The organism is Bradyrhizobium sp. LB13.1, assembly GCF_054056815.1.
In genome coordinates this window covers 6,320,519-6,343,506 of record NZ_JBSRYQ010000001.1, presented here as the reverse complement: position 1 = coordinate 6,343,506, position 22,988 = coordinate 6,320,519, and the positions used below count along the sequence as shown (strand labels likewise).

General features: G+C 64.1%; 13 protein-coding genes and 4 pseudogenes. 10 read left to right on the top strand and 7 right to left on the bottom strand.

The features are described from left to right. Positions 1-143: 143 nt before the first annotated feature. Complete coding sequence (locus ACVWYI_RS30700; RefSeq protein ID WP_456664031.1) at positions 144-3,215, top strand: ATP-binding protein; 3,072 nt, start codon at positions 144-146, stop codon at positions 3,213-3,215. A 5-nt stretch (positions 3,216-3,220) separates the two neighbouring features. Here the strand turns inward: ACVWYI_RS30700 and ACVWYI_RS30695 are convergent, their stop codons facing one another. Then, complete coding sequence (locus tag ACVWYI_RS30695; RefSeq protein WP_247341450.1) at positions 3,221-4,315, bottom strand: catalase family protein; 1,095 nt, start codon at positions 4,313-4,315, stop codon at positions 3,221-3,223. 381 nt (positions 4,316-4,696) lie between these two features. Beyond that, positions 4,697-5,676: pseudogene (locus ACVWYI_RS30690) on the bottom strand (ABC transporter substrate-binding protein). 475 nt (positions 5,677-6,151) lie between these two features. On the opposite strand from ACVWYI_RS30690, the gene ACVWYI_RS30685 reads away from it, so the two are divergent. The 9 genes and pseudogenes from ACVWYI_RS30685 (at position 6,152) to ACVWYI_RS30645 (ending at position 15,093) form a co-directional block, all read left to right on the top strand. After that, positions 6,152-7,255, top strand: coding sequence for an ABC transporter substrate-binding protein (locus tag ACVWYI_RS30685; RefSeq protein WP_456664030.1), 1,104 nt, complete (start codon positions 6,152-6,154; stop codon positions 7,253-7,255). Further along, positions 7,233-8,255 (top strand): ABC transporter permease, encoded by a 1,023-nt coding sequence (locus ACVWYI_RS30680; protein ID WP_456664029.1) that lies wholly within the window; start codon positions 7,233-7,235, stop codon positions 8,253-8,255. Before ACVWYI_RS30685 ends, ACVWYI_RS30680 begins: the two co-directional genes overlap by 23 nt. Next, positions 8,249-9,049: an ABC transporter ATP-binding protein gene (locus ACVWYI_RS30675; RefSeq protein ID WP_456664028.1), complete on the top strand. Its 801-nt coding sequence runs from the start codon at positions 8,249-8,251 to the stop codon at positions 9,047-9,049. The genes ACVWYI_RS30680 and ACVWYI_RS30675 overlap by 7 nt, the downstream gene beginning before the upstream one ends. After that, the gene (locus ACVWYI_RS30670; protein WP_456664027.1) at positions 9,043-10,215 is read left to right on the top strand and encodes an acyl-CoA dehydrogenase family protein; all 1,173 of its coding nucleotides are present in this window, start codon (positions 9,043-9,045) and stop codon (positions 10,213-10,215) included. The genes ACVWYI_RS30675 and ACVWYI_RS30670 overlap by 7 nt, the downstream gene beginning before the upstream one ends. Positions 10,216-10,243: 28 nt before the next feature. Next, on the top strand, positions 10,244-11,344 hold the full coding sequence (locus ACVWYI_RS30665) for an LLM class flavin-dependent oxidoreductase (RefSeq protein ID WP_247341464.1): 1,101 nt from the start codon (positions 10,244-10,246) through the stop codon (positions 11,342-11,344). Then, positions 11,341-12,279 (top strand): annotated as a pseudogene (locus ACVWYI_RS30660) (ABC transporter substrate-binding protein). The gene ACVWYI_RS30665 and the pseudogene ACVWYI_RS30660 overlap by 4 nt, the downstream one beginning before the upstream one ends. A 333-nt stretch (positions 12,280-12,612) precedes the next feature. Continuing rightward, positions 12,613-13,458 carry a CmcJ/NvfI family oxidoreductase gene (locus ACVWYI_RS30655; protein WP_456664026.1) on the top strand — a complete coding sequence of 282 codons (846 nt, stop codon included), beginning with the start codon at positions 12,613-12,615 and terminating at the stop codon, positions 13,456-13,458. 104 nt (positions 13,459-13,562) lie between these two features. Next, on the top strand, positions 13,563-13,874 hold the full coding sequence (locus ACVWYI_RS30650) for a septal ring lytic transglycosylase RlpA family protein (protein WP_247341471.1): 312 nt from the start codon (positions 13,563-13,565) through the stop codon (positions 13,872-13,874). A gap of 49 nt (positions 13,875-13,923) precedes the next feature. Then, on the top strand, positions 13,924-15,093 hold the full coding sequence (locus ACVWYI_RS30645; RefSeq protein WP_456664025.1) for a Gfo/Idh/MocA family protein: 1,170 nt from the start codon (positions 13,924-13,926) through the stop codon (positions 15,091-15,093). 64 nt (positions 15,094-15,157) lie between these two features. On the opposite strand, the gene ACVWYI_RS30640 is transcribed toward ACVWYI_RS30645, so the two are convergent. The 5 genes and pseudogenes from ACVWYI_RS30640 to ACVWYI_RS30620 form a co-directional block, all read right to left on the bottom strand. Beyond that, positions 15,158-16,468: an ABC transporter substrate-binding protein gene (locus ACVWYI_RS30640; protein ID WP_456648944.1), complete on the bottom strand. Its 1,311-nt coding sequence runs from the start codon at positions 16,466-16,468 to the stop codon at positions 15,158-15,160. Between the two features lie 156 nt (positions 16,469-16,624). Further along, positions 16,625-19,140 (bottom strand): annotated as a pseudogene (gene uvrA, locus ACVWYI_RS30635) (excinuclease ABC subunit UvrA). Between the two features lie 161 nt (positions 19,141-19,301). Further along, a complete protein-coding gene (locus tag ACVWYI_RS30630) occupies positions 19,302-20,540 on the bottom strand; it encodes an ABC transporter substrate-binding protein (protein WP_247341481.1) in 1,239 nt (412 codons plus the stop codon). 38 nt (positions 20,541-20,578) lie between these two features. Next, positions 20,579-22,061 (bottom strand): annotated as a pseudogene (locus tag ACVWYI_RS30625) (ATP-binding cassette domain-containing protein). Further along, positions 22,061-22,987, bottom strand: coding sequence for a branched-chain amino acid ABC transporter permease (locus ACVWYI_RS30620; RefSeq protein WP_456664024.1), 927 nt, complete (start codon positions 22,985-22,987; stop codon positions 22,061-22,063). The pseudogene ACVWYI_RS30625 and the gene ACVWYI_RS30620 overlap by 1 nt, the downstream one beginning before the upstream one ends. Position 22,988 lies beyond the last annotated feature (1 nt).

Genomic DNA, 22,988 nt, shown 5'->3' with positions numbered 1-22,988 from the left:
TGAAAAGGCCGTCCGACGCCTTGCCGGCGTCTCTGAAGTGGACAGGCCAATGCTAGTGCCGGCGCAGGGCGCAGGTCTTTAGCGCGCCCTTACATTTGGCTGAGCTTTCCCTTAAGATCGGGGAGCATCCGGGGGTTGGAGCCGTGCGTAGAGACGCGCTTGCCTTTGGTGAATTCCGCCTCGACCGGGCCAACGCGCTATTGTGGCGAGGCGGGGAGCGGATCGCGCTGGCGCCGAAGCCGTTCGAGGTTCTTTGCTATCTTGTCGGTCGGCCCGGTGAGCTCGTCACCAAGGAAGAGTTGCTCGACGCGGTCTGGTCCGATCTGCACGTCAGCGAGTCGAGCCTCGCCGTTGCCGTGAACACGCTGCGCTCGGTGCTCGGCGACGACAGGCAGTCCCCCAACTACATCGAGACGGTCACGCGGCGCGGCTATCGCTTCATTGCGCCGGTCGCGACCGCCGAATTGCCTGCGATCGAGCGGCCAGCCGAAGAGGAGGCGGCTTCCGTCACGGAGCAGGTCGTCGATCGACGCCGGCACTGGAGGGTGGGCCGCACTGGCGCACTCGAGACGCTGGACAAGGCGTTGCAACTCGCTCGTACCGGACAGCGTCAGATCGTCTTCATCACCGGCGAAGCCGGGATCGGAAAAACCACCCTCTTGCAAATGACGCTCGACAGGATGAACCAGCAGGGACTGGGCGTGCTGCACTGTAGCTGCAACGAGTTGTTCGGCACTCATGAGGCCTTTCTTCCGCTGATCGGAGCGCTGAACGAGTGCTGCCGTCGAACCGATGGAGCATCGCTGCTGACTTCCATACGCGAGCACGCGCCGACCTGGCTCGCGCAAATGCCCGGATTCCTCGGCGAAGCAGACCGGGCCGCATTCCAGCATGAAGTCTTTGGCGCAACCCGGGAGCGCATGCTGCGCGAATTTGCCGATCTCATGGAACACCTCGCCGTCAGGCGACCATGGGTGATCATCCTGGAAGATCTGCATTGGAGCGACGTTGCCACCGTGGATGTGCTCTCCCGGCTTGCGCGCCGGGATCGGAGGGCGGCTATCCTCGTGCTGGCCACCTATCGGCCGATGGAAGTCGCCGTCGGCGGACATCCTATCCGTGCCGTTCACCAGGACTTGCGGATTCACGGACACGCCACCGAGCTCGCGCTCGATCGACTAACCGGCATCGACGTCGAACGTTATCTTTCCCTGCGCTTCAACTCGGCCGATTTTGCCAGAGAGCTGGTCGAGCGCATCTTCGCGAGAACCGGCGGGCATCCTCTGTTCGTGTCGTCTCTCCTCGATCATCTCGTGGCGCAAGGCGCGCTTGTCGAGCACGAATTGGGCTGGCGGCTGGTCAGCGAAGACGCGGCCTCGCATGACAGCATGCCGCGCGATCTGGAAGGAATGATCAAGCAGCAGATTGATCACCTCACCGTGGACGAGCGCAGCTTGCTCGAGGTCGCCAGTGCGGCGGGAGCGGAGTTTTCTGCGCTCCATATCGCCGGTGCGCTGGACCGTCCCGTGCTGGATGTCGAGGAGATGTGCGAGGATCTGGCGCGGACTGATCGCATTATCGTCGTTGCCGGCATGACTGAGTGGCCGAGCGGAGGTGTCTCCGGTCGCTATGCGTTCCAGCACACGCTCTACCAGGAGATCCTGTACCAGCGGCTCGCGCCGGCGCGCCGCACGAAAACCCATGCGCTACTTGGGGCGGGGCTCGAGCAGGGCTATGGGCCGCAGGCTGCGGAGATTGCCGCCGTTCTCGCGCGCCACTTCGAACTGGGCCGCGATTTCCCGAAAGCGATGCATTATCTGGGCGCGGCCGCCGAGGGCTCGGCGCGAAGGTTCAGCACACGCGAGGCCGCCAATTACCTCTCCCGCGCTTTGGAACTGGTGCCGCATTTGCCGCCGGAGTTTCGGGTGACAGCACGTCTGAAGTTGTTGCTTCAGCGCGCCTGGGCCTGGCGGGCCAGTGGAGATTTCCTGAATTCCCTGCAGGATCTCAGCGCAGTCGTCGCGCACGCGGCGGAGAACGGACACGTGCGCGAAGAGGTGAACGCACTGGTCGACCTCAGCAGATTTTGTCTTTACGTCGATCGACGCCAGAGCCTGCCTGTTGCGGAACAGGCTCTTGTAAAGAGCCGGGCGATCGACGACGCCGCGTTCAGCGCTCTGGTCCAGGGGAACGTTGCCAATTTGAAGCTGATGCTCCGCGGCTGGGATCGCGAGAATGCGGACCTTGCCGAGCATGCGTCAGCACTGATCACCGGAGAACAGGATCTGAGCATGCGGCTGCGACGCTGCTCGATGGAGATGGTGCTGGAGTTCTTGCGCGCGAATTATCCGGCCTGCTGCGATGCGACGACCAGGGGCAAGGAGCTCGCCCGCCTGGTCGGTGACGTCTATCTGTTCGTACTCTATGAAACGGTCGAGGCGTTTGCCCAGATTTATCACGGTGAATGGGGGCAGGCGCAACGAAACGTCGTCTCCGCGTTGGCCATCTCGGAACGAAATGCAAATCCGCAGGCCGTCGCGCTGTGTCATCTCGCGATCGGATGGCTGTATTCCGAGGCCGAGGAATATGGGAGCGGGTCACGGCGTGCGGAGGATGCGCTCGGCCCGATGATCGAGGCCAATCCGTTCACCTTCTTCGTTGGCAGGAACCTGCTGGCGCGTGCTTATGTCAGGATGGGCGACCTGACTCGGGCGCGGCAGCATCTCGATGCGATGGAGCGGCGAATGGAGGTCGATCGCGTGCCGATGGAGTCGCTGGTCATCCCCCACTATCTGCTGACTTGCTGCGACTATTGGATCGCGATCGGCGATCTGGATCGCGCCCAGAGTTCGGCCAGCCAGTTTCATGAGGTGACGAGCGCGGCACCCGACCGCCCGTTTCTCGCGCTGTGCCACGAGGTCATGGCAAGAATTGCGATCCTGAAGCAGGATGTGCAACTCGCCGGCGAACATTTGTCGACGGCAATTTCGATCGTCCGCCATGCCAGGTTGCCGCATGCCACCTGGCGGGTTTATCGCACGACCGCAGCGCTTTATGCGGGCCTTGGACAAACGCAAAGGGCTGCCAAGTGGCGGGACCGCTCCGGCCAGGTGATCGGATCGCTGGCAGAGACGCTTGATCCCGGCGATCCGCTGCGATCGGCCTCCTTTTTCGACGCAGGCCGGGACACCCGGCTCGATAGTGCGGAACGGTGATCGGCTCAATCCGGCAGGTCCGCGATCTGTCGCGGTTCTCCGGGCTGTTGCTTGACCGTGTGTTGATTTTGCTGCTGCCGCAGCGTGCGGGAGGCACGGTAGGCATCCCTGCGCAATCGCATGATCGAACCGAGCGGCTGATGCGCCGCGAGACATCGCCATGGATCGAACGAAAGCACCTCGTCGGAATAGACGCGACGCGCGGGGCTGTCGGCGGTCTGGCGCGGAAGCGTGATCTTGCCGAGTGCTTGCGGCGGCGCGACGTCTTCGGGCCAGTCGATCGAGGCATCTTCGATCGGCGTTTGCTCCAGGTCGGTGCAGAGCTGGGCAAATAGTTCGTACTCGGCCGCATTGTCCTTGAAGAATGCAACGACAGTGTTCAGCACGGCATTATCGGCATCGTGGCAGGGCTGGCCGGTGAGCCGGCGGACCGAGGCCGAGATCGGCACCAGGCGAAGCCTTGCGATATAGTCGCCAAACCGCAGTGCTCCCTCTGTGTGAAAGGTTTCTCCAAGAATGTTGCTGCCGGCATCACCAAGCGCTTTCAAGACTATCGGGATCGGAATGCCTGTTCTGTCCGATGCGGCGACCAGGATGCGCGCGACAAAGCCTATGGGTCCATACGCCAGATCCGGCAGGATCAGGCTGCGCTCGACCTTGTGCTGTGCGCGCATATAGGCCATCGCATCCGCGAAATAGCTGGGGTGATTGACGAGCAGGAGATCCTGGTTCGTCGAGTCGTCGTCGCCGAGCGCCTTAAGCCCAGTCGCGCCCAAGACCTTGATGGCAAACCCCCGCGGCGAACGTACGCGATCGCTCCTGTTGAATGCGGTGGAGAGGCGGACGATGATCGGGAAGTGGCCAGCCTGTTTGAACAGGCCCTGGCGCAGATGATCCGGCAAATCGTCGTAGACGATCAGCTCGCCGCGGAGATAGCCGGCGCCCTTGGCGTGCTGCTGCCGGGTCCCATGCTTGTCGTTGTGAAAAGTGCGGGCGCTCGTTCGCGAGATCGAGGCAACGATCGCCTCGACGGCCTCCGCTTCCTCCGGCCGGATTTGTTCGACGGACGGATCGTAACGAAGATACTGACCGGCTGACATGGCGCTGATCTCCCAGCCCGAAGGTCGCCTTCCCATTGCAAGCGTCGACGGCCGCAGGGCGAGTTCCACTGTAAGCCCGTCCAGTCGGGATCGGCAATCGGAGAACGAGCTGCGGTTGCCTGGACAAGCCGTGGGATGAGGCATCCTGCTACCGACGAGATCACAGTGTCGATGCTAGGCCAGTGGCGTCTCGTAAGTCCTTATGGGCTCCTTATGTTGTCCTGATCTTTTCCTTAAGGCCCGGCCAGCGAGCGGCGACGTTGGCCGGCGTCTAAAGTGACAGCCACACGATCAGGCCCATGCAAGCGAAATGCGCGAGCACGATCGCGGCGAGATGCAGTGGGCCAGCCTTGAGGCGAAGCCTTCGCATCCCGCCGCCTCCTAGTTCGATCCTGCGGCCGCAGTGGTGAAGCTGCGGTCGACGGCTTTGCTGACGTCGAGCTTCTTCGGCAGGATGCCGTAGCGCGTCGAGCGGTCGGAGGCTTCCTGCACCTCCTTCACGACGTTCTCGTCGATCACGATCGGGCTGGTGCGCTGCGCGGTGTAGGCCGAGAGCAGCACGTCCTCCGGCAGCTTGGTTAGTTCGGCCGTGCTCTTGGCATATTCGCCGAGATGATCCAGCGACCACAGCCGCGCCTTGTTCAGCCGCTGCACGAGGTCCTGCACCGCCGCGCGCTTGCTAGTGATGGCGCTGTCAGAGGCGACGATAAAGGTGATGGTCGGCGTCAGGCCCTCACCATCGGCGATCACGCGGGCCTTGTCCTTGAGCGTCGCGAACGAGACGTAGGGCTCCCACACTGCCCAGGCATCGATCGAGCCCGCGACCAACGCGATCTTGGAGTCGACCGGGCCGAGCGGCGCGAAAGTCGCGTCCTCCAGCTTGATCTGCGCCTTCTCCAGCGTGGCGTCGATCAGGAACTGGCCCAGCCGCCGCGCGTGCCGGCAAGGCGTTTTCCCTTGAGGTCGGCGGCCGATTTGATCGGCGAATCCTGGCGTACGAGAATGGCTTGTGTCTTCGCATCCGACCTTGTGCCGCCGATCGCCTTGATCGGCGCGCCGGCCGCGTAGACGGAAAGGAACGAGAGGTCGCCGGTGTAGCCGACGTCGAGTGCGCCGGCGTTGAGCGCCTCCAGGATCGGCGCAGCCGCGGGGAATTCCGACCATGCGATCTTGTAAGGCAGATCCTTCGCGTAGCCAGAGATCTCGATCAGCGAGCGATTGCCGCCCTTCTGGTCGCCGACGCGCAGCACGATTGCGTCGGCTGCGAATGACGTCGCGGCCGTCGACAGGGTGATGGCGGCAGCAAGCAGCGATGCGGCGAGCCGGCGGGTGACGGAATGATGGAGGGAGTTGATGCTCATGTTGCCTGTCTTGGTGCTTTGCTCACGACGCGTGAGCGAACGATCCAGCGAGACGATCAAGTCTATGGTCGCGCGATGCGCAGTCAATGAAATGGCTAACCGTATTGCGCGCGCGATGGGCAAGGACGTTTTAGCGAGGCGCTGCTTTCGAGAACGTGCGGTGTGCGCCACTGATGCTGCGCAAGAATGAAGCAAGAGAGGGAGTAGGCCAGCACGCTGCCAACCGATGCATCGGAAGAAATCCTTTCATCGTCCCGGACGCGCCGATGGAGAGAATGACTTCGCTTCGCGCCACATTCGAAAATCCATTTCATTGACGATGCGGCGAGCACGCCGCATGATTTGCGCATCGCATCAACGAGGCGCAGCAGGCGCCGGCGAAAAGATTTTCTCTCAACGCAGCTCCGCACGGAACAGGCGCAACGCAAACTGTTGTGCAGATGGCGGAGCCGTGCCAGCGCAGGAGTGGGGACGGATGAACGACGACATCAAGCACGGCGGATCGAGGCTCGACCGGCGTCACCTGCTCAAGGCGGGGCTCGCGGCGGCATTCGCCGCGCCGCTCGGCGCCCTCGGTGCGGCACAGGCTTTTGTGCCGCGCGGGATTGCGTCCGGCGTCGACTTCTCGGAATTTCCGCTGTGCCGGACGGCGTCAGATGCGCCCGCGCTCGCCGGTGCGCCGCGCAAATTGAAGCTGTCGTGGAATGCCGGCGCGGTCTGCCTTGCACCGCTGCCGGTCGCCATCGAGCACGGTTTCTTCCAGACGCAGAATCTCGACGTCGAGCTCGTCAACTATTCCGGATCGACCGACCAGCTGCTAGAGGCGATCGCAACGGGAAAGAGCGATGCCGGTCTCGGCATGGCGCTGCGCTGGCTGAAGCCGCTGGAGCAGGGCTTTGACGTCAAGATCGCCGCCGGCACCCATGGCGGCTGCATGCGCGTGCTGACGCGCGCCGACTCCAACGTGAGCAAGCTGGCCGATCTCAAGGGCAAGATCGTCGCGGTCGGCGATCTCGGCGGCCCCGACAAGAACTTCTTTTCGATCCAGCTCGCCAAGCTCGGCATCGATCCCAACAAGGACGTCGACTGGCGCGCCTATCCCGGCAACCTCCTCAACGTCGCCGTCGAGAAAGGCGAGGTGCAGGCGTTCCTGTCGTCCGACCCACTCGGCTATCTCTGGCTCAAGGACAGCCAGTACAAGGAAGTCGCCTCCAATCTCGACGGCGAATACCGCGACAAGAGCTGCTGCATCGTCGGCTTGCGCGGCAGTCTGGTGCGCGAGGAGCCGCAGATCGCGCGCGCCATCACGCAGGCGCTGCTCGACGCCGCCATGTTCACCTCGCAGAACCCGACAGTGGCGGCAAAATCGTTCCAGCCCTACGCGCCCAAGACGGCGTCGCTCGCCGATATCGAAGGCATGGTGCGTTACCACACTCACCACCATCATCCCGTCGGCGAAGTACTGAAGCGCGAACTCAAGGCCTATGCCGACGATCTCAAGAGCGTGCAGGTCTTCAAACAGAGTACCGATACGGCCAAATTCGCGGAGCGCATCTATGTCGACGTATTCGCTGTCTGACGGCGTTGCTTCCGGCGCGCCGCGTCTCTCGCGCGCGCCGCTGCTTGCGAGTTGGGTCCGTGAATCCGGCGTTGGCATTCTCGCCAGCGTGGCGTGGATCGCCTTCGGCCTGTCCTGCCTGTGGTGGGAGGACGTCGCCGATTGGTCGCGAACCCATTCGCTCGGTATTGCCGCCTTTGTCATCGCGGCCGTCGCGCTGTTCGGGACCGTCGCCGCCGACTATCTTGGCTCGGCCGGCCGGGCCTTGCGCCAGCGTGCGCCGTGGCTCGTCGTGCTCGGCGTTTTCATGACCCTGTGGGAAGTCGCGACCTCGAAATTCGCCTGGCTGCCATTGCCGTTCTTCCCGCCGCCACAGTCGATCATCGAGGTCTATACCGACGATCTGCCAAAACTGCTCGACAGCGTGCTCGCCTCGGTCAAGCTCCAGCTCGGCGGCTATCTGATCGGCGCAACAATCGGCTTCCTGACCGGCGTCTCGATCGGTTGGTCGCGCGCCGTCGGCTATTGGGTGCATCCGGTGCTGCGCTTCATCGGCCCGCTGCCGGCGACCGCCTGGCTGCCGATCGCCTTCTTCACCTTCCCGTCGAGCTGGAGCGCCTCGACCTTTCTGATTGCGCTGGCAACCGGCTTCCCGGTCACCGTGCTGACTTGGTCGGGCGTCGCGAGTGTGAGCAACGCTTATTACGACGTCGCGCGGACGCTCGGCGCAAAGCCGTCCTTCCTGGTGTTGAAGGTCGCAATCCCCGCGGCACTCCCGCACGTCTTCGTCGGCCTGTTCATGGGGCTCGGCTCGTCCTTCGCCGTATTGGTCGTCGCCGAGATGATCGGCGTCAAGGCCGGCCTCGGCTGGTACCTGCAATGGGCGCAGGGCTGGGCCGCCTACGCCAACATGTATGCGGCGCTGATCGTGATGTCGCTGCTCTGCTCCGGTGCGATCACGCTGCTGTTCGCGATCCGTGATCGCCTGCTGGTCTGGCAGAAGGGGACCGTAAAATGGTAGCCGCAACTGCACTCGCCGAAATCGACGCTCACCCGGCCGCCGGTGCCGCGCTCGACATCGAGCAGGTCAGCCACGCCTTCGACATCGACGGTGCCGAGCTGCCGGTGCTCAGCGACGTCAGCCTCTCCGTGGAGCCGGGCGAGTTCGTCGCGCTGCTCGGCCCCTCCGGCTGCGGCAAGTCGACCTTGCTGCGCCTCGTCGCAGGCCTCGACAAGCCCAGGTCCGGAACGCTGCGCGAGGACGAGGCTCGCATCACGCGACCGCACCCGTCGCGCGTTGTCGTGTTCCAGGATCCGACCCTGTTTCCCTGGCGCACGGTGTGGGAAAACGTCGCGCTGGGGCTGGAGGCGCAGGGCATCTTGAAGAGCCAGCGTCACCGCGTCGATGCCGCGCTCGATCTCGTGGGGCTATCGTCCTTCCGCAATGCCTATCCGCACCAGCTCTCGGGCGGCATGGCGCAGCGCGTCGCGCTGGCCCGCGCGCTGGTCAACGATCCCAAAATCCTCATCCTCGACGAACCGCTCGGAAAGCTCGATTCGCTGACCCGCATCACCATGCAGGCCGAATTGGTCTCGTTGTGGCAGCGCAAGGGTTTTACCACGCTGCTGGTGACGCATGACGCCGAGGAGGCGCTGGTGCTCGCCAACCGCGTCATCGTGTTCAGCGACCGCCCGGCGCGGGTGAAGGCCGACATCCGTGTCGACCGGCCCTATCCGCGCCATCGCGGCGATCCGTATCTGGCCGATCTGCGCCGCCAGATTCTTGGCTTGCTGGGACTGGACGCCACATGGTGAGTTCGATAGCCAAGGGGCGCACGGCCCATCACGAGCCCGACTACATCGCACGTGCCGAGGCGCTGGCCGGGGCCTTCGCCGCGCGCGCGGCCGAACACGACCGCACCGGCAGCTTCCCGTTCGAGAATTTTCGCGAGCTGTCCGAGGCAGGCCTGCTGTCGCTGACGGTGCCGGCCGCCCATGGCGGGGCCGGAGCGGGCGCACAATATGCCGCACGCGTCCTCGGCATCATCGGCAAGGCTGATCCGTCGACCGCGCTGGTGCTGTCGATGCACTACATCAACCATCTGGTGATGGCACGGAGCCCGTCCTGGCCGGCGCGGCTGTCGCGCAAGCTTGCGCACGAGAGCGTCGAAGGCCTTGCGCTCGTCAACGCGCTTCGCGTCGAGCCCGAACTGGGCTCGCCTGCGCGCGGCGGACTGCCCGCGACCATCGCACGTCGCACCGAAACCGGCTGGCGGCTCTCCGGCCACAAGATCTATTCGACGGGCTCGCCGATCCTGAAATGGTATCTGGTGTGGGCGCGGACGGACGAGGCCGAACCGCGCGTCGGACAGTTTTTGGTGCCGGCGGGCCTACCGGGCACGCGCATCCTCGAGACCTGGGATCATCACGGCCTGCGCGCCAGCGGCAGCCACGACGTCATCTTCGACGACGTCGTGATTCCTCTCGATGCCGAGATCGATGTGCGCAAGCCGGCGGACTGGCGCGCTCCCGATGTCGCGCAGGCGACCGTCCACACGATCTTCGTCGCCGCGATCTATGACGGCGTGGCGCGGGCTGCGCGCGACTGGCTGGTCGCGTTCCTGAAGCAGCGGGTGCCGGCCAGCCTCGGCGCGCCGCTTGCGACCTTGCCGCGCGTGCAGGAGATCCTCGGCGCGATCGAGGCGCGGCTCGCGGTCAATGCGCGGCTGATCGCATCCTTCGCCGGTGATTTCGATGACGGCATCGCGCTCTGCGCGGCCGAGTCCAACGCCATCAAGCTGACCGTGACCAACAACGCCGTCGCCGCGGTCGAGGATGCCTTGTCGCTCACCGGAAATCATGGCCTCTCCCGCGCCAATCCGCTGGAGCGGCACTATCGCGACGTCCTGTGCGGTCGCGTGCACACGCCGCAGGACGATTCCACGCGCACCGGCCTCGGCCGTGCCGCATTGGGACTCTAGCTTTCAGAAAACAAACAGGGAGACGATCATGTCGATCGAGTTCATCGGTTTCATCAGCAACAACAATTCGTCCGAGACCGTCGTTCGCGAGGGACCGATCCTCAACCCGACCCACATCGAGACGGTGGCGAAGGCGCATGAGAATGCCGGCTTCGACCGCGCGCTGCTGGCGTTTCATTCAACGGCGCCCGATGCGCTTCAGGTCGCCCAGCACGTCCTCGGTGCGACCAGCCGCCTCAACGTGCTGATCGCGCAGCGCCCGGGCTTCACCGCCCCGACCCTGCTGGCGCGGCAGTTCGCAGCGCTCGACCAGTTCTCCCGCGGACGTGTCGCGCTCCACGTCATCACCGGCGGCAACGCCACCGAGCTGCGGCAGGACGGCAACACGCTCGACGACAAGGACGAGCGATACGCGCGCACCTCGGAATTTCTTGATGTCCTCAAACTGGAATGGACCAGCGACAAGCCCTTCACCTACAAGGGCAAGCACTATCAGGTCGAGAACGCGTTTTCGCAGGTGAAGCCGTATCGCCCAGAGGGCATCCGGATCTATTTCGGCGGCGCCTCGGATGCCGCGATCGACGTCGCCGGCAAGCATGCCGACACGTTCGCGCTGTGGGGGGAATCTTATGCGCAGGTGCGCGACGTCACCTCGCGCGTTCACAACGCAGCCGTCAGGCAGGGCCGTCCGACGCCACGCTTCAGCCTCTCGGTGCGGCCGATCATTGCCCCGACCGAGAAGCAGGCCTGGGAAAAGGCGGAAGAGATTCTTGCGCGCGCCACCGCGCTCCAGGACAAGACCGGCTATCGCAAGCCCGCCGACGGCCACGCCACGGCCGGCGCACGGCGCCTGCTCTCGCTCGCCGACCAGGGCAGCCGCATCGACAAGCGGCTGTGGACGGAGATCGCAAAGCTCACCGGCGCCAACAGCAACACCACGGCGCTGGTCGGTACGCCGGAGCAGGTCGCGGAAGTCTTCGGCGACTATTACGACCTCGGCATCAGCCATTTCCTGATCCGCGGCTTCGATCCCCTGATCGACGCCATCGAGTATGGGCGCGAGCTGATTCCGCTGACGCGCGAGCTGGTCGCCAAGCGTCAGGCCGTTCGCGGCGAGGCGGCGGAATGATCCGCCTCATGCTAGCCGGCGCGCTGCTGTTCGGCTCGTTCGAGCAGGTGGCGGCGCAAACCACCTTGCGCGTCGGCGACCAGAAGGGCAATTCGCAGGCGGTGATGGAAGCCGCCGGCGTGCTGAAGGACGTTCCGTACAAGATCGAATGGAAGGAGTTTCCGGCCGCTGCGCCACTGCTCGAGGCGCTCAGCGCCGGCGCGATCGAGACCGGGCTCGTGGGCGACGCACCCTTCACCTTCGCCGCCGCCTCTGGCGCGCCGGTGAAAGCGATTGCCGCGATCCGGTAGACGCGCGAGGGTCTCGCCATACTCGTGCCCGAGAACTCGCCGATCAAGAGTTTCGCCGATCTGCGCGGCAAGAAGATCGCAACCGGCCGTGGCTCGATCGGCCATCAACTGATTCTCGCCGCGCTCGAGAAGAACGGCTGGAGTGCGGCCGACGTGCAGATTGCCTTCCTGGCGCCATCGGACGCCAAGATCGCCTACACGCAAGGCTCCGTCGACGCGTGGTCGACCTGGGAGCCTTATGTCAGCCAGGAGGAGGTGCTGTTCAGGTCGCGCCGCGTCATCACCTCGGAGGGCCTGACACCGGGGCTGAGCTTTCAAGTGGCGCGGCCTGATGCCATCCGCGACAAGCGCGCCGAGCTGACCGACTTCATCCGGCGCCTCACCGCGGCGCGGGCGTGGTCGCTGAACAATGTCGAGAGCTATGCCGCGACCTGGGGCAGGCTGATGAACATCCCGACCGCCGTGCCGCAGAATTGGCTGTCACGCGCAAAGATCAGGATCGCGCCGATCGACGACGGCGTGGTCGCGGACGAGCAGAGCACGATCGATCTCTATTTTCGCTGGGGCCTGATCAAGCAGAAGCTGGATGCGACCGAGATCGTGGATCGCTCGTTCTCGGATGCGATCGCGAAAGCGGGGTTGTAGGAACAGCTCTCGTGTCCCGGACGCGGCGCAGCGTGCAACGCTGCTCCGCAGAGCCGGGACCCGTGTTGCACAGAAATGCTCGGCGATATGGGCCCCGGCTCAGCAGCGCACCGCTGAAGAAGCGCTGCGCTGCGTCCGGGGCACGAAACCCCACATGCCTCTCAAGTGTCCGTGAAGCGGAGAGAGCACCTCCTAATCCGATTGCCTTCTTCGAAACGTTCCTTCTGCATTCCTTGCTCTCGACAACACCCCCATTGCTATTTGCACCACCTCCCTTGCGCCACGCGCGGTCCCCTCAAAAATCATCCAGACGACCACATCGGGAGACCGGCCATGGGCCTGCAAGAAACAAAGATCGAATCGCTTCCCTTCGTCATCGCCGAACTCAACTATCTCGCGCCGGTTTCGGGCAAACCGCGCACGTACGCCTTCGATCCGCCCCCGGGCGAGCCCAAAAGCACGTCGTTGCCGGAGCCGCATCAGGTTCCGATCTTCGATGCGCGCCTGATCGCGCAAAATATCTCGCTCGATCGCGAAGGCTTTGCGCTGGTGCGGCATCCGACCCTGGTGAAGGATTTCAACAACGAGGAAGAGGTGAGGGCGGTCTACTATCCCGCCGTCGAGGCCTTCCTGCGCGCAACGCTGAAGGCCGACCGCGTCTTCATCTTCGATCATACCGTGCGCAGGCGGGTCAAGGGCGCCGCGGACATTCGCGACGGCGGTCCGCGTCAGCCGGCAACGCGCGTCCATGTCGACCAGACCGCGATCTCCGGCGCCAATCGCGTGCGCGAACATCTGCCCGACGAAGCCGAAGAGCTGCTGAAGGGACGCGTGCAAGTGATCAACCTCTGGCGGCCGATTCGCGGTCCCTTGCGCGATTCACCCTTGGCGATGGCCGACGGCACGACGGTTGCGCCCGACGATCTCGTCGCCTCCGATCTGATCTATCCCAACCGTCGCGGCGAGACTTATTCGGTGAAATACAATCCGAACCATCGCTGGTTCTATTTCCCCGAGATGACGGCCGAGGAAGCGCTGCTGCTCAAGTGCTACGATTCCGCAACCGATGGCCGCACGCGCTTCGGGCCTCACACGGCCTTCGTCGATCCGACCACGCCGGCGGATGCGGCGCCGCGCGAGAGCATCGAGGTCCGGACGCTCGTGTTCCACAAGCGGTAACAATGTGTGATGGCGCTGCCGGGCGTCGTCCGGCAGCGGCTCAGGAACCTACGGGAACCAACAAACGTTTGCTGCGCGGGCCAGGGCCAACCGGGAGCGGTGCCGTGCGAGCGCAGACCACGCTATTTTCTTGCCTTGCCACTTTTTCGCTTTCTGCTGTTTCCTTTGCCCACGCCGAGAGCGGGCTTGCCTCCTATTACGGATACGGAAAAGCTGGGAAAGGCGAGCTGACCTGCGCGCACCGGACGCGGCCCTTCGGAAGCGTGCTGAGGGTGTCTTACGGGAGCCGCTCGATTCAGTGCCGCGTCAACGATCGCGGCCCGTTCATCCGCGGCCGTATCGTTGACCTCTCCGTTCCCGCCGCTCGTGCGCTGGGCATGATGAGCGCCGGCGTGGTGCGGGTCTCGGTGGAATAGGCCTGCCGGCGCGCTATAGTGCGGCCCAAAGCATGGGTAAGGGGACGCTATGGCAAAGATCAGGGTGGGACTCGTCGGCTGCGGCTTCGTGTCGGAGCTGCATATGTATGCGTTCCGGCGCGTCTACGGCGTGGATGTCGAGGTCGCGGCGGTCGCTGCGCGCGGCGACCGCGTCGTCGAATTCGCCGGCCGCCACCAGATCCCGCGGGTCTATCGCAGCTTCACCGAGCTGATCGCAGACCGCGAACTCGACGTCATCGACATCTGCACGCCGCCCAATCTGCATGCCGAAATGATCGTGGCCGCCATGCAAGCCGGCAAGCACGTGATCTGTGAAAAACCCTTCGCCGGTTATTTTGGCCGCGCGGGCGACGAGCAGCCGATCGGCAAGCATGTGCCGAAGGCGCTGATGTACGAGCGCGTGCTGGAGGAGATGGACGCGACACGGGCCGCGATCGAACGTACCGGAAAGCTCTTCATGTATGCCGAGGACTGGATCTACGCACCCGCGGTGACCAAGACCGCGGAGATCATCAGGGCGACGAAAGACAAAATCCTGTTCATGAAGGGCGAGGAGAGTCATTCCGGCTCGCATGCGGCCCATGCCGCGCAATGGGCGATGACCGGCGGCGGCTCGTTGATCCGGATGGGCTGCCATCCGCTCTCCGCCGTGCTGTATCTCAAGCAGGTCGAAGCCAAGGCGCGCGGCGAGACTATCCGCGTCGCCAGCGTCACCGGCGATGTCGGCAATGTCACGGCCAACCTCAAGCCGGAGGAGCGCACTTACATCAAGGCCAATCCCGTCGACGTCGAGGATTGGGGCACACTCACCGCCACCTTCTCGGACGGTACCAAGGCCACGGTGTTCTCCGGCGACATGATCATGGGCGGCGTGCGCAATCTGATCGAGACCTATACGTCAGGCGGCTCGCTGTTCGCCAACATCACGCCGAACACGCATCTGATGAGCTACCAGACCTCCGAAGAGAAGCTCGCCTCGGTCTACATCACCGAAAAAGTCGACCGCAAGACCGGCTGGCAATATGTCTGCCTCGAGGAGGAATGGACGCGCGGCTATCTCCAGGAAATCCAGGACTTCATGGAATGCGCCGCGAGCGGAAGGCCGCCGCTGTCCGACCTGGCGCTGGCGTATGAGACGATCAAGGTGAACTACGCCGGCTATTGGGCGGCGGAGGAGGGGCGAAGGATGGTGTTGTAGGGCGAGCGGCGAGCCACCCTCTCCCACAAGTGGAGAGGGCCGCACCGTCTGCGCGGCTTCAATCCTACGTCCCGTAAGTCGATCCCTTCGGCAGTGGAAACACCGGGTCTTGCGTCCTGATGTTCGTCGGCCACACCACCGAGATGTGCTCGCCGGCATTCTGCATCACGACCGGCGTCGAGCGTTCGTTCTGGCCGGAAAGCGGCGTGCCGGGCGGGAAGAATTTCACGCCATAGCCCTGGATGGTGCCGCCGGCGGGAATGTCGACGTCGAGCGCGGCTTTGCGAATGGCCTCGGGCTCGAAGCTGCCGTATTTCTCCTTGGCGACCGGCAGCACGTTGTTGATCAGCACCCAGGTCTGGTTGAAACCCATCGAGCAGTGCGGCGGCACGTCGGTCGCGCCGGTCTTGGCCTGGTAGCGCGAGACCATGGTCTTGGTCAGATCGCCGATTCCAGGCGCAAGCTTCGCCGGATCGAGCAGCTGCGCCGGCACCGGATCGATGTTGCAGAAATTGTCGATGTCTGCGCCGAAAGTCGCGCGCAGCTTGTCGAGCTGGCTATAGCCGGCGCCCGCGCCGAACAGCATCTTGAAGCGCAGGCCGCTCTCGCGGGCCTGGCGCAGGAACAGGGTGATGTCGGGGTTGTAGCCGGCATGCGAAATCACGTCGGCCTTGGCGCGTTTGATTTTTGTGACCAGCACCGACAAATCCGGGGCCGAAGCCGAATAGCCCTCTTTCAGCACGATCTGAAGTCCGGCTTCTTTCGCATAGGCCTCGTCTGCGGCGGCGACGCCAACACCGTAAGGGCCGTCCTCGTGGATCAACGCGATCTTGACGTCCTTTGGCTCCATGCCGAGCTTCGCCTTGGCATGCTCGCTCATGAAGCCGGCAAAGGCCTGTCCATATTGGTCGGAATGGATCTGCGCGCGAAAGACATATTGCAGGTTCTTGTCCTTGAACACGGCGGTCGAGACCGCGGTCGTGATCCAGAGGATCTTCTTCTGCTGCTCGACCTTTGCCGCCATCGGTACCGCATGCGCGCTGGAATAGACGCCGTTGATGATGTCGATCTTTTCCTGGCTGATCAGCCGCTCGGCCTCGTTGATCGCGACATCGGCCTTGCTCTGCGAGTCCGCCGCGACCGGCACGATCTTGGTCTTGCCGCCGATGCCGCCTTTTTCGTTGACGAGGTCGATGGCGATCTGTGCGCCGACCGAGGAGGCGACCGAGCCGCCGGCGGCGAACGGGCCGGTGAGGTCGTAGATCAGGCCGATGCGCAAATTCTCGGCTTGCGCCTGGGCCCTTGTCCAATCGAGGCTGAGTGCGGCGGCAGCAGCCGCCGAGCTCTTCAGCAGCTGCCTGCGTGAAGTCGGCATCCTATCCTCCCTCAAAAACCGTCCGATGACTGGTCTTGCTTATCTTTTTACGAAGTATGGGGAGCGGGACGGCGGAAAGTCAACATGGCGAAAGTCGGGGTCCCTCCTCCGCGGCGCAGAACGCAATTGCGAAATGAGTGGCGATGAGATCGTGCGCTACTGTTTCAAGCGACGGGCAAGGTAATTTGCGGTCTTCCCGCCGGCTTCGGCGATCTGATGCGGTGTCCCCGATGCCACGATACGGCCGCCCTCGTCACCGGCGCCGGGGCCGAGGTCGATGATCCAGTCGCAGTGAGAGACGACATCCATGTCATGCTCGACCACGATCACGCTGTTGCCGGCCTCCACGATCCGCTCGAGCTGGGCGATCAGCCGCTCGACATCCTGCGGATGAAGACCGGTGGTCGGCTCGTCGAGGACGTAGAGCGTGTGACCGCGTTGCGGCCGCATGAGCTCGGTCGCGAGCTTGATGCGCTGGGCTTCGCCGCCGGACAATTCGGTGGCGGACTGGCCAAGGCGGATATAGCCGAGGCCAACCTCGCGGACGACCGATAGCGAGCGGTTCAGTGTTGGATCTGCGCGGAAGAATTCGAAGGCATCGTCGACGCGCATCGCCAGCACGTCCGCGATGGATTTTCCGCGGATCTTCACCTCGAGCGTCTTGTCGTTGTAGCGCGCGCCCTTGCAGGTCGGGCAGGGCGCATAGACGCTGGGCAGGAACAGAAGCTCGACGCAGACAAATCCTTCGCCCTCGCAGGTGCTGCATCGGCCTTTCGCGACATTGAAGGAGAAGCGTCCGGCATCGTAGCGGCGGGATTTTGCCTGCGGCGTCGCGGCGAACAGCTTCCGGACATGGTCGAACAGGCCGGTATAGGTCGCTAGGTTGGATCGCGGCGTGCGGCCCGATCGGCTTCTGATCCACCACGACGAGGCAATTGATCTGGTCGAGGCCGCCAACAATCTTGCCGCCCAATGTCTCGACCGTAGGTGCCAGGCTGTCGTCGTCCGCTTCCGCGCCACGTGTATGGCCGAGATGCTCCGCCACGGCATCGACGAGGAATTGGCTGATCAGGCTCGATTTGCCGGAGCCCGACACGCCGGTCACGCTGGTGAGAACACCCAGTGGGATATCGACGCTGAGGCTGTGAAGATTATTCCGGGTCACCCCCCGGACTTTCAGATGCCCCTTCGGCGCGCGACGGACCGTCGGCAGCGGCTTTCGTGGATGCGTGAGATAACGAGCGGTTCGCGATTGTTCGATTTGGCCAAGCCCACCGGCTGGCCCACTGTAGAGGATGCTCCCGCCGCCTTCGCCGGCGTCAGGGCCGACATCCACCAGCCAATCGGCATGCCGGATCACCTCGATCTCGTGCTCGACCACGAAGATTGATTTGCCCACGTGCTTCAGCCGGTCCAGCGCCCGCAGCAGCGCTTCGGTGTCGGCGGGATGCAAGCCTGCGGAGGGCTCGTCGAGCACGTAGACGACGCCGAACAGGTTGGAGCGGACCTGCGTCGCAAGTCGCAGCCGCTGCAACTCGCCCGGCGACAGCGTCGGCGTGCTGCGCTCGCAAGCGAGATAGCCGAGGCCGAGGTCGAGCAGGACGGCTAGTCGCGCCGACAGATCCTCGCTGATGCGCCTGGCGACGATGGTCTTCTCCGATGCCCCTTCCGTCGATGCCCTTGCGAACGGCTTTATCACCTCCTGCAGCTGCTTGAGCGGCAGATGCGACATCTCGGCGATATTGAGGCCGGCGAATTTGACCTTCAGCGCCTCGGGCTTCAATCGCGTGCCGTGGCAGGTCGGGCAGTCCTGGGTGATCATGAATTGCGCGACGCGGCGCTTCATCATCGCACTCTCCGACTTGGCATAGGTCTGCATCACGTAGCGCTTTGCGCCGGTGAAAAGTGCCCTGATAGCTCGGCTCCTCCTTGCGGCGAAGGGCTCGTTTGACCTCGGCCGCAGTGTAACCGGCATAGACCGGAACGGTCGGCTGCTCCTCCGTGAACAGGATCCAGTCGCGGTTCTTTTTGGGCAGCTCACGCCAGGGCTTGTCCACGTCGTGACCGAGCGTCGTCAGGATGTCCCGGAGGTTCTGCCCCTGCCAGGCACTCGGCCAGGCCGCGACGGCGCGCTCGCGGATGGTCCTGGTGTCGTCGGGCACCATGGAGTTTTCGGTGACGTCGAGCATCCTGCCGATACCGTGACAGGTCGGGCAGGCTCCTTCCGGCGTGTTCGGCGAGAACGATTCCGCATAGAGCATCGGTTGTCCGCGCGGGTAATCGCCGGCACGGGAGTAGAGCATCCTGAGCAGGTTCGAGATGGTGGTCACGCTGCCGACAGACGACCTCGTCGTCGGCGCGCCGCGCTGCTGCTGGAGCGCTACGGCGGGCGGCAGGCCTTCGATGTCGTCAACCTCTGGGATTTGCATCTGGTGGAACAGCCGCCGCGCGTAAGGCGACACCGATTCCAGATATCGACGCTGCGCCTCGGCATAGATCGTTCCAAAGGCGAGCGAGGATTTCCCTGATCCCGACACGCCCGTGAACACGACGAGGGCGTTGCGGGGAATGCGAACGTCGACGTTCCTGAGGTTGTGCTCACGCGCGCCTCGCACACGAACGAAGCCGTCGTCCTGCATCAGTCTATCGGGTTGTCTTGATCGGTCGTCCATCTGGCTGTTCCAGCCGCGCATAGGAGGTTAACGGCAAGATCGCAGGATGGGTCCTCCGATGCCAGCGCACCAGCTGCGTTCTGCACAAAGCGAAGGCCCGTCGCAGTTGAAGCGACGGGCCTTGCAAGGGTGATGGGGCGCTCGGTACCGAGCCCGAATTGTTACTGCGACAGCTTCACGAAGCTCGGAAACTTCAGCTTGCCCTCCGCGATCTTCTCGGGCCAGACCACGATCTGCTTGCTGTCCTGCCACTGGAAGACCAGACCGGATACGGTCGTGGGACCGGACTTGATGCCGTGGGTGAACTCGTCGTCCTTGCCGTAGAACTGGATGCGGCCGATCGTGCCCTCGTAGTCGGTCTTTTCGAGCTCGGTGACCATCTTGTCGGGATCGGTCGAGCCCGCGCGCTTGATCGCCTCCGTGATGAAGTAGACCTCGTCATAGGCGGTGTAGCCGGTATAGGCCGGCGGCGAGCCGAACTTGGCCTGGAACGCCGCCGCGAACGGCTTTGTCTTGGAGGTCACGGCGACGTCGGGCGTGGCGACCGCCAGCGACGGCACTCCGTCGGCGGCACCATTGGTGTCCTTCCAGAAAGTCGGGCTCAGCGCCTGCGCGCTGATGCCGAACATCGGGATCGGCACTTGCTGGTTCTTCCACTGCACCGTCGGCTGCACGCCGACATGAGAGATGCCGGTGACGATCACGTCCGGCTTCTTGCCCTCGATGTTGTTGAAGATCGGAGTGAAGTCGGTGGTGTCGGGCGAGAACCGCACATGCTCGACGACCTTCAGGCCTGCTTTCGGAAGGCAGGCCTCGTAGCCAACGTCGAGCGGCTTGGTCCAGGCCGCGTCCTCGCTCATGATCGCGGCCGTCTTGAACTTGAGCTTGTCCACGAGCAAGTCCTTGGCAGCGTCGCAGACGAGCTGGGCTTGCGCCGCCGAGGTCAGATAGCCGTGGAAGGTGTACTTGTTCTTCTCGTAGTCGTTGTGGATCGCCTTGGTGATCTCGTTCGAGGCCGCGCCGGGCGTGATCAGCGGCATCTTCAGCCGCGCCGCCCAGGGCTCGAGCGCCAGCACGACTTCGCTGATATAGCTCGCGATCACGGCCGACACCTTGTCCTCGCTCACGGCACGCTGGAAGGCGCGCACCGAGTCCGCCGAGGAGCTCTTGTTGTCGTAGGTCACGATCTCGATCTTGCGGCCGAGGATGCCGCCTTTGGCGTTGATCTCGTCGGCGGCGATCTGCGCGCCGCCGGGCGTCGCGGCGCCCGCGATCGACTGCACTTCGGCGATGACGCCGATCTTGATCGGATCATTCGACTGCGCGTAGGCGGGGGCGGCGAGGCACAGCGCCAGCGCAGAGGTGAGGAGGCTGCTGCCGAGAATCGTAGATAGTCGCATGGTCGTTTCCCTTCTTGTTTTGTTGTTGGTGCCGTGAATTACAGGAAATCGGCGCCAGCCTCCGCGGCGAAGCGGCCGGGATCGCCCTCCCAGACGATCCTTGCATGTTCGAGCACATAGACGCGGTCGGCATGCGGAAGCGCGAAGGTCACGTTCTGCTCGCCGAGCAGCACCGTGATCGACGTCGTCTGCCGCAGTTTCGTTAACGCCTTGGACAGGAGTTCGAGGATGACAGGGGCGAGGCCCAGCGTTGGCTCGTCCAGGATCAGGATCTGCGGCTGCATCATCAGCGCGCGGCCGATCGCGAGCATCTGCTGCTCGCCGCCGGAGAGCGTCTGAGCCATTTGGCCCTGGCGTTCCTTCAGGATCGGGAACAGCTCGAACAGCCAGGCGAGCTGCGTCGCGCGCTTGTCGTCGGTCAGATGTTGACCGCCGAGATCGAGGTTTTCCCGAACACTCATCTCGCCGAACAATTCTCGCGATTCCGGGCACTGCACAAGACCGCTGCGCGCGATCTTGGCCGGCGTCGTGCCGCGCAGCTTCTCGCCTCCGCGCACGATCTCGCCGCTATAAGGCAGGAAGCCGGAGATGGTGTTGAACAGCGTGGTCTTGCCGGCGCCGTTGAGACCGACGATCGAGACGAATTCGCCCTCGTGGACGTGGATCGAGACGTTCTCCAGCGCCTGCGCCTTGCCATAGAACACGCTGACATTCTCGACCTGGAGCAGCGGCACCTTGTCCTTGAAGCTGGTCTCGGGCCGCGCGTGGGTCTCGATAGCGCCGCCGAGATAGACCCGGCGCACGGTCTCGTTCTTCATGACGTCCTCGGCCTTTGCCGGTGACGATCTCCTCGCCGAGATACATCGCGAGCACGCGGTCGACCAGGGCCGCGACGCTCTTGACGTTGTGGTCGACCAGCATCACCGCGCGGCCTTCGTCGCGAAAACTGCGGATCAGGTCGGAGAAGACGTCGACCTCGCCGCGCGTCAGGCCAGCGAAGGGTTCGTCAACCAGCACCACCTTCGGATCACGCGCGATCGCTTTCGCAAGCTCGAGCCGGCGCAGGTCGGCAAAGGGCAGCGTCGGCGGGCGGCGATTCATGACGGCGCCCAAACCGACGCGGTCGGCAATCCATTTGGCGCGCTCGACCAGCGCCTTGTCCGGGAACAGCATGAACAGGCTGTCCGGCAGCAGCGCCACCATGATGTTCTCCAGCACCGTCTGCCGGTTCAGCGGCCGCGAGTGCTGGAACACCATGCCAAAGCCCTTGCGCGCGATCTTGTGCGCGGGAAGGCCGGCGACGTTCTCGCCTTCGAAGATCACTTCGCCGGCGGTCGGGCGCTCGATGCCCATCACGCTCTTCATCGCGGTCGACTTGCCCGAGCCGTTCGGCCCGATGAGGCCAAAAATCTCGCCGCTATTGACCTCGAAGCCGAGGTTCTTCACCGCCGTCAATCCGCCGAAGCGCTTGGTCAGGCCACGGACTTCCAGTACGGCCCGGTTTGAAGTCTTCATATCCATCACGAGCGCGCCTCACGCGAGAGAGCCGCTCCGAGGAAGCCGCCGGGGAAGAACAGCACGACGAGAAGCGCGACCGCCGAGACGATGAAGGTCGCGAGCTCGCCGGTCGGCCTGAGGAATTCGCCGGCGACGATCAGGAAGATCGCGCCCAGCGCCGCGCCAAGCACCGTGCGCCGGCCGCCGAGCACGGCCGAGACGATGACGTTGACGCCGACAGCGACGTCGACCACGGTGCCGACCGAGGCGGTGCCGAAGTAGAACACCAGCAACGCGCCTGACAACCCTGAGAAGAACGCGCTGACGATGAAGGCGGCAAGCTTGTGCTTGACGATGTTGAAGCCGAGCGCGCCGGCCTGCACCGGGTCCTGACCGCTCGCTTGCAGCACCAGCCCGACCGGCGATTGCGACAGGCCGTAGAGGATCGCGGCCGAAATCGTCATGAAGCCAAGCGCGATCCAGTAGTTGGCGCCGGCGCTGATGGTGATTACATCCGGGATGGTCAGGCCGATCTCGCCGCCGGTGAGATCGGCAAACACCACGATGAAGTTCTGCAGCATCAGCACCGCGACCAGCGTGGTCAGGCCGAAATACGGTCCGCGCACCCGAAGTGCCGGTAGCGCCAGCACGAGGCCGGCGATCACGGAGGCGAGTGCGCCGAGCACGATGCAGAGATAAACCGACCAGCCGAACTGGGCGTTCAGGATGCCGGCGGTGTAGGCGCCGACGCCGATCAGGAAGGTCGGCCCGAAATTGACCTCGCCGGCGAAGCCGAACAGCAGGTCCCAGGCCATCGCGAACACGCCGAAATAGAACGCGACGGTGAGCAGCCCGAGCACGTAGCCGGAGACGTAGAGCGGCAGCGTCGCCGCGATGATGACGAGCGCGAGCGAGATGAAGAACAGGCGTGTCGTAAAGAAGCTGGCCATC

Coding starts and splice junctions, on each gene's coding strand:
- ACVWYI_RS30695 (WP_247341450.1), bottom strand. CDS start 4,315: ATGTCAGCCGGTCAGTATCTTCGTTACGATCCGTCCGTCGAACAAATC.
- ACVWYI_RS30685 (WP_456664030.1), top strand. CDS start 6,152: ATGAACGACGACATCAAGCACGGCGGATCGAGGCTCGACCGGCGTCAC.
- ACVWYI_RS30680 (WP_456664029.1), top strand. CDS start 7,233: ATGTCGACGTATTCGCTGTCTGACGGCGTTGCTTCCGGCGCGCCGCGT.
- ACVWYI_RS30675 (WP_456664028.1), top strand. CDS start 8,249: ATGGTAGCCGCAACTGCACTCGCCGAAATCGACGCTCACCCGGCCGCC.
- ACVWYI_RS30670 (WP_456664027.1), top strand. CDS start 9,043: ATGGTGAGTTCGATAGCCAAGGGGCGCACGGCCCATCACGAGCCCGAC.
- ACVWYI_RS30665 (WP_247341464.1), top strand. CDS start 10,244: ATGTCGATCGAGTTCATCGGTTTCATCAGCAACAACAATTCGTCCGAG.
- ACVWYI_RS30655 (WP_456664026.1), top strand. CDS start 12,613: ATGGGCCTGCAAGAAACAAAGATCGAATCGCTTCCCTTCGTCATCGCC.
- ACVWYI_RS30645 (WP_456664025.1), top strand. CDS start 13,924: ATGGCAAAGATCAGGGTGGGACTCGTCGGCTGCGGCTTCGTGTCGGAG.
- ACVWYI_RS30640 (WP_456648944.1), bottom strand. CDS start 16,468: ATGCCGACTTCACGCAGGCAGCTGCTGAAGAGCTCGGCGGCTGCTGCC.
- ACVWYI_RS30630 (WP_247341481.1), bottom strand. CDS start 20,540: ATGCGACTATCTACGATTCTCGGCAGCAGCCTCCTCACCTCTGCGCTG.
- ACVWYI_RS30620 (WP_456664024.1), bottom strand. CDS start 22,987: ATGGCCAGCTTCTTTACGACACGCCTGTTCTTCATCTCGCTCGCGCTC.